At 50.0% G+C, this 7,243-nt stretch carries 4 protein-coding genes and 1 pseudogene; 4 read left to right on the top strand and 1 reads right to left on the bottom strand.

Going from position 1 to position 7,243, the window contains the following annotated elements:
* Positions 1-63 precede the first annotated feature (63 nt).
* From J3353_RS15215 to J3353_RS15230, 4 genes are all read left to right on the top strand, one after another.
* Positions 64-2,154 (top strand): DNA topoisomerase 3, encoded by a 2,091-nt coding sequence (locus J3353_RS15215; protein ID WP_069432104.1) that lies wholly within the window; start codon positions 64-66, stop codon positions 2,152-2,154.
* A 130-nt stretch (positions 2,155-2,284) separates the two neighbouring features.
* Positions 2,285-6,298 carry an antirestriction protein ArdA gene (locus J3353_RS15220; protein WP_207685174.1) on the top strand — a complete coding sequence of 1,338 codons (4,014 nt, stop codon included), beginning with the start codon at positions 2,285-2,287 and terminating at the stop codon, positions 6,296-6,298.
* A 2-nt stretch (positions 6,299-6,300) separates the two neighbouring features.
* Positions 6,301-6,507 carry a transposon-transfer assisting family protein gene (locus J3353_RS15225; protein WP_069432106.1) on the top strand — a complete coding sequence of 69 codons (207 nt, stop codon included), beginning with the start codon at positions 6,301-6,303 and terminating at the stop codon, positions 6,505-6,507.
* Positions 6,504-6,869 (top strand): cysteine-rich VLP domain-containing protein, encoded by a 366-nt coding sequence (locus J3353_RS15230; protein WP_069432107.1) that lies wholly within the window; start codon positions 6,504-6,506, stop codon positions 6,867-6,869. Before J3353_RS15225 ends, J3353_RS15230 begins: the two co-directional genes overlap by 4 nt.
* Before the next feature lie 177 nt (positions 6,870-7,046).
* Here J3353_RS15230 and J3353_RS15235 read toward each other — a convergent pair.
* A pseudogene (locus tag J3353_RS15235) lies at positions 7,047-7,243 on the bottom strand (nuclear transport factor 2 family protein); the annotation flags it as partial.

The following is a 7,243-nucleotide window of genomic DNA, read 5'->3' on the forward strand; positions in this document are numbered from 1 at the left end:
CACTTGTAGGAGCAATCGAAAAATCGGTTGCTCTTTTCTTTTACCCGAAAGGAGGATTTTTATTTGATTTTAGTTATCGCAGAAAAGCCCAGTGTGGCGCAGACAATCGCTGCCGTACTTGGGGCAAAGGAAAAGAAAGACGGATTTCTCACAGGAAGCGGCTATATCGTTTCTTGGTGTGTGGGACATTTGGTAGGGCTTGCGGAAGCTGCCGCTTACGGGGAGCAGTATAAAAAGTGGAGCTATGACAGCTTACCGATTTTGCCGCAGGAATGGAAATACACCGTTTCCGCTGACAAGGAAAAGCAATTCAAAACCTTAAAGGAGCTTATGCACCGGGCAGACGTTTCCGAAGTCGTCAATGCCTGCGACGCAGGGCGCGAGGGAGAACTCATTTTCCGTTTTGTCTATGAAATGGCAGGCTGCAAGAAACCTATGCGCCGCCTTTGGATTTCTTCTATGGAGGACAGCGCAATCAAAGAGGGCTTTTCCTGTCTGAAGAACGGCAGGGATTATGACCCTCTCTTTGCTTCCGCATTATGCAGGGCAAAAGCAGACTGGCTAATCGGTATCAATGCCACCCGCCTTTTTTCTGTCCTTTACAATCATACCTTGAACGTGGGGCGCGTACAGACCCCGACCTTAAAAATGCTTGTTGACCGGGACGCAGCGATTACCACTTTCAAGAAAGAAAAATACTACCATGTACGCCTTGCATTATCCGGCGCGGAAGCTGCAAGTGAACGAATTTCAAATAAGGCAGAAGCCGACGCATTAAAAACGACTTGCGAAGCGTCGCGGGCAGTATGTACTTCCCTTGTGAAAGAGAAAAAGACCGCAGCTCCGCCGAAGCTCTTTGACCTTACTTCTTTACAGAGGGAAGCAAACCGCCTGTTCGGATATACGGCAAAACAGACCCTTGACCTTGCACAAGCCTTGTATGAAAAGCGTTTGCTTACTTATCCGAGAACAGACAGCGCATTTCTGACCGACGACATGGGCGACACAGCGGCGGGCATTATCAAGCTGCTTTGTGGGAAGTTTTCCTTTATGGCGGGAAAAGACTTCACGCCGGAACTTGGAAAGGTGCTGAACAGTAAAAAGGTATCAGACCACCATGCCATTATCCCAACTATGGAGCTTGCAAAGACCGACCTTGCCGCGCTGCCGGAAAGCGAAAGGAATATCCTTACCCTTTCCGGGGCGCGTCTACTTATGGCGACCGCTGCACCGCATACCTTTGAAGCGGTTACGGCAGTCTTTGAATGTGCCGGACAGTCCTTTACCGCAAGGGGAAAAACGGTGCTGTCCGACGGGTGGAAAGAGATTGACCGAAGATACAGGGCAGCCTTAAAGAACAAGCCCGAAACGGACGACGCAGACAGCGACACAGAAAAGACCCTGCCGCCGTTTACCGAGGGACAAACCTTTGACAATCCGGCTGCAACGGTAACGGAGCATGACACAACACCGCCAAAGCCCCACAACGAAGCGTCGCTCCTTTCTGCTATGGAACGCGCCGGAAGTGAGGACACCGACCCGGACGCAGAACGCAAAGGGCTTGGAACTCCCGCCACCCGCGCCGCTGTCATTGAAAAACTGGTAAAGGGCGGCTTTGTGGAACGAAAAGGCAAGCAGCTACTTCCCACAAAAGACGGTATCAACCTTGTGTGCGTCCTGCCGGACACCTTGACAAGCCCGCAGCTTACCGCAGAATGGGAAAACAATCTGACGCAGATTGCAAAAGGCAAGGCAGACCCCGCCGCATTTATGGAGGGTATCGAGAATATGGCGCGGGAACTGGTAAAGACCTATCCGTTTCTTTCTGATGATAAAGCGCAGATGTTCAAGCCGGAACGGGAAGCGTTGGGAAGCTGCCCCCGCTGCGGTTCTCCTGTCTATGAGGGAAAGAAAAACTACTATTGCAGCAACAAAGAATGTATCTTTACCATGTGGAAAAATGACCGTTTCTTTGAAGAACGAAAAGTAACCTTTACCCCGAAGATTGCCGCTGCACTCTTAAAATCCGGCAAGGTAAATGTGAAAAAGCTCTATTCCCCAAAGACAGGCAAAACCTACAACGGAACTATCGTATTGGCTGATACGGGCGGGAGATATGTCAACTACCGCATTGAACTGCCGAAGAAAAAATAACTGAATAGCAAGCATAGGAAAAGAGTACCCTTTTCCGTAAAATCCCTGCTTTCTCTACCGAGAACGGCGGGGATTTTTGCTTGTTGGGAAGTTTCCCAAACCCTCTGAAACCGAAGAAAGGAGGTTACACATGGCAAGTTTACGGGACACCGTAAAGGACTATCAAGAAGAATTAAGGGACGGTATCGCTTGGGTGGCGTTTTGGAAAACGGGACGCTCTTGGAACGCAGAATATTTCCACCTTGAAATGAGCGATATTCTCTACCCGGAGGACAGAAGCCGCATGGAAGAAATCAAACAGGCTGACCCTGCCGCCGTTGTGGTAAACGGCTATTACTCCGGCTATCTTGGCGAGGATAGGAACCTTGACGAGCTGACCGCCGGGGTGCGCCGCCACTACGAAAACGGATATAGCAATATCGGGGAATTTATCGAAGCCCACGACGACAGGCTGCCGCCGGAGCTTATCGAGGAAGCAAGAGCCGCCGCCCACGCTGCGGGGCTGCCTTTCTCTGAAAAAGCCTACCGGGACGGCGAAGAACCCGACCCCTATCTATTTGACGGGAGCATGAGCATGGAGGACTACGAGCTTATGCACCGCATGATTGAGAAAGAAAGGAGCGAACACATGGAACAACCGATTTTAAGCGGGTATCTTTCTAATCTTGGAAAGTACACCGAGGGCAGACCTGCGGGCGAATGGGTATCATTCCCCACGACTGCCGAGCATTTGAAAGAAGTCTTTGACCGTATCGGCATAGACGGCAAAAACTACGGGGAGCTGCATATCACAGAATACCAGTCCTCTATTGCGGGACTGGCAGGAAAATTGACCGAGCTTGAAAGCCTTGACGAGCTGAACTATTTGAGCGAACTTTTGAAAATGCAGTTTGACGACGACAGGGAAAAATTTGTTGCAGCTATGGCATACGGCGACCATACAAGGGACTTGCAGGACATTATCAACCTTGCACAAAACCTTGATTGTTACTGGCTTTATACGTCCGTACAGAGTGAGGAAGATTACGGGCATTATCTGATTGAAGAACTGGACGAGTTGGAGCTGCCCGAAGAAGCAAAAAAATATTTCATGTATGAGGAATACGGGCGGGACGCTGCTATCAATGACGGGGGCAGATTTACCGAGCAGGGCTATATCTACAATAACCGTAATACCTTTACAGAATGGTATGACGGGCGCGACGTGCCGGAGGAATACCGGGTAACGCCGCAGCCGCCAGTACAGGAAAAGGAACAGGCAGACCTTGACGCTTCCGCAGCTATACCGACCACCGCCACAGAGCAGCCCCCGGTTCTCCCGATTATCCTATCTTCTGAAAAGCCCGCTGACAAGATGAAAGAGATTACCGACCGACTGGAACAGGGGATTTTAGGACTGTATGAAAGCGACCGTTACGCCGACTATCTGCGTACTATGTCAAAATTCCATGATTACAGCCTTAACAATACAATCCTTATCGCCATGCAGGGCGGCAATCTTGTGAAAGGCTATAAACAATGGGAAAAGGAATTTGACCGCCATGTAAAGCCGGGAGAAAAAGCTATCAAGATACTTGCGCCGTCCCCGTTTACCGTTAAGAAACAGGTGGAAAAAATCGACCCGGACACCCAAAAGCCTGTTTTCGATAAGGACGGGAAACCTGTTACCGAGGAAAAGGAAATCAAGATACCCGCCTTTCGTGTGGTATCTGTCTTTGATATTTCACAGACCGAGGGAAAGGAGCTTCCTGCCCTTACCTATGAGCTGACGGGCAACGTGGAACAATACAAGGATTTTTTCGCTGCCCTTGAAAAGACTTCTCCCTTTGCTATGGGATTTGAAGCACTAAGCGGCGGCGTAAAAGGACGCTGCAATTATGAGGAAAAGCGTATCATCATCAACGAGGGCATGGACGAATTGCAGAATATCAAGACCGCAATCCATGAAATCGCCCACGCCACGCTGCATGATACTGCCCTTGCTATGCCGGAACGCCCCGACCGCCGTACCCGCGAGGTACAGGCGGAAAGCGTCGCCTATGCTGTCTGCCAACATTACGGGCTTGATACGTCGGACTATTCTTTTGGATATATCGCCGGGTGGAGCAGCGGAAAAGAACTTGCAGAACTGAAAGGCTCTCTTGAAACAATCCGCAGCACCGCCGCAAATCTGATTGATACCATAGACGGACATTTTGCAGCAATCCAAAAGGCACAGGATAAGGAACAGACCACCGAACAGGCGCAGCCCGCACAGGAAGCTACCAAACAGCCCGAAGCAGAAGCCGCCACGCCGGAGCTTCCCGAAGAAACAGCCCCGGTACAGGAAAAAGAAACACAGCCGGAACAGGCTGCACCCGCCGCCCCTTATTATCCTATCAATGAAGCTGCCGCCAAACGTGCAAAGGATATGAACAGCTTTTCCGATTATAAGCAAGGCAGCGCGACGGCTGAATACAGGCATTATGTAGATGAAGCCGTACAAATCGCAGAAAGGCAAAAACAGCGGGTAGACCCGATGTACCATGAGAAAATCGACAGCCTGCTTGACACCTATGCCCGGAAACTGGCGGCGAACATGAATAAAGGCTATGAGATTGACGCGCGTGTTCCCTCTATCCTGATTGCGGGCGGCTCTAACTTCCCCACAAGGAAGAAAGAAAAGCAGAACGCAGCCCGCGACAGCAATTACCGGGAATGGCAGGACATACAAGGGCTTCTTGATAAAATCCGCAGTACCGGCATGGGCGGTATCAGCGCAGACGACCCGCAGGCAGTACAGAAGTTAGAAAAGAAACTGGAAAGCCTTGAAAAATCACAGGAAACCATGAAAGCCGTAAACGCCTATTACCGTAAGCATAAGACCCTTGACGGCTGCCCGCATTTACCGCCGGAGGAACTGGAAAAACTGAAAGCAGACATGGCGAGCAGTTGGCATTTGGAGGACAAGCCATTTGCGACTTGGGCGTTATCCAACAACAGTGCAGAAATCCGGCGCGTGAAAGACCGTATCAAATCTCTTTCACAGCAAAAAGAAATCGGTTTTGTGGGTTGGAAATTTGACGGCGGCAAGGTGGAAGCAAACACCGAAGCGAACCGACTGCAAATCTGCTTTGAGGATAAGCCGGACGAAGCCACGCGGGAAGCCCTAAAAAGTAATGGCTTCCGTTGGTCGCCCAAAGCAGGAGCATGGCAGCGGCAGCTTACCAGTAACGCCTATTATGCGGCTGATTATGTCAAGGCGATTGTACCCCTTACGGGGGAAAAGCCTACCGAGTTACAACGGGCGCATATCCGGGCGCAAAAGGTAGATGCACAGGAGCAGCCGGAACAGGAAGCCCCACAGGACAAAGACACCTTTTCCATTTATCAGATAAAAGGCGGGGACGAAACAAGAGATTTGCGCTTTGAACCTTACGACCGTCTGACTGCCACAGGACACCGGGTAGACGCGAAAAACTATACACTTGTCTATTCCGCAGAGCTTACGCCGGGGACTTCCCTTGAAGATATTTACACCCGCTTTAATATCGACCACCCGAAAGATTTTAAGGGACACAGCCTTTCCGTTTCCGACGTGGTGGTGCTTCATCAGAACGGGCAGGACACCGCCCACTATGTAGACAGCTTCGGTTATAAGGAAGTGCCGGAGTTTTTCAAGGAGCAGGAAAATGCCCTCATTCCCGCCGACTTGGAAACGGGCGAAACAATCAAAACACCGAGAGGGACTTTCTATGTAACCGCCATGAGCCGCGAGCAAATGGAAGCTGCCGGATATGGATTGCACCACCAGTCCGACGACGGAAAATATCTGATTATGGGGAACGGCACTAGGGCTTTTGCTGTTCCCGTTCAGCCAGAGAACTATCTGAAAGCTGCCGAGCAGACCACAGAGCAAAACTACAACATGATTGACGGGCAGATAAACAACACCCCGACTACCGCAGAACTGGAAGCAAAGGTAAAGGCAGGAGAAACCATTTCCCTTGTTGACCTTGCGGAAGCTGTCAAGGCTGACAAGGAACGCGGCAAGGCAGCAAAAACGGAAAAGAAGCCCTCTATCCGGGCGCAGCTTAGAGCAGACAAAGAAAAAACCGCACAGAAAAAAGCGGCAAAATCAAAAAATCACGAATTGGAGGTATGAGCATGATTAGACTGACCGTTGAAGAAACAAACCTGTTGAGCATTTACAATGAGGGCGGTAAGCGCGGGCTTATGGAGAACATCAACGCTGCGCTGCCGTTTATGGACGAGGATATGCGGGAACTGGCGAAGCGCACCCTTGCGAAAATTGCACCTCTGACAGAAAATGAGTATACGGAGCTTGCCATTTTCGCCGCTGATGAGGTATGACCGGGCTAAAGCGGCTTACGCCGCCCCAAAGCCGGAAAGTCAACAGCCTTGTAAAAAAGGAGTGCTGCAACTGCGATAACGGACACTGTATTTTACTGGACGACGGGGAGGAATGTGTCTGCCCGCAGCTTATTTCCTATTCTCTTCTATGCAAATGGTTTCAGACCGCCGTACTTCCCTTTGATAAGCTGCTGTATGCAGAGCTTTTCAAGACCGAGGATAAAAAGCGTTGTACCGAGTGCGGAGCTTCTTTTGCGTCCACCTCTAACAGCGTCAAATACTGCCCGGACTGCCGGAAGCGTATTACCCGCAGACAGGCAGCGGAGCGCATGAGGAAACGACGCGCCCTTGTTACGCAGTAGGGGCAAAAAAAGCCTTGATTTACAGGGCTTTCCGGGTGTGAAAATGACGCGGCAAGGGTTTTATACCTTTTCCCTCAAAAATGGCGTTCTACTGCGTAACATTTTATCGCTGTACCCATAAGAAAGCCGGGGCGCGGATAGTCTTTACCGACTGTCTGCGTCCCGGCTTTTAAAACTTCAAAACCACTTTGTTTTTTCATCTCTGAATTGTGGCATATCATTTTGGGCGTATGGATTATAGGTATTGAGATTACAACCAAATTCTTTCAACTCCATTATTTTGTTATTTTCCGTCCATACTATTAAAGAAATTCCGTCAAATTCTTCAATATTACCATTATTCATTTTGTTTTTGAAATACCATTCTACAATAG

This window comes from Faecalibacterium sp. Marseille-Q4137 (genome assembly GCF_017377535.1).
Taxonomy (GTDB): domain Bacteria; phylum Bacillota; class Clostridia; order Oscillospirales; family Ruminococcaceae; genus Faecalibacterium; species Faecalibacterium duncaniae.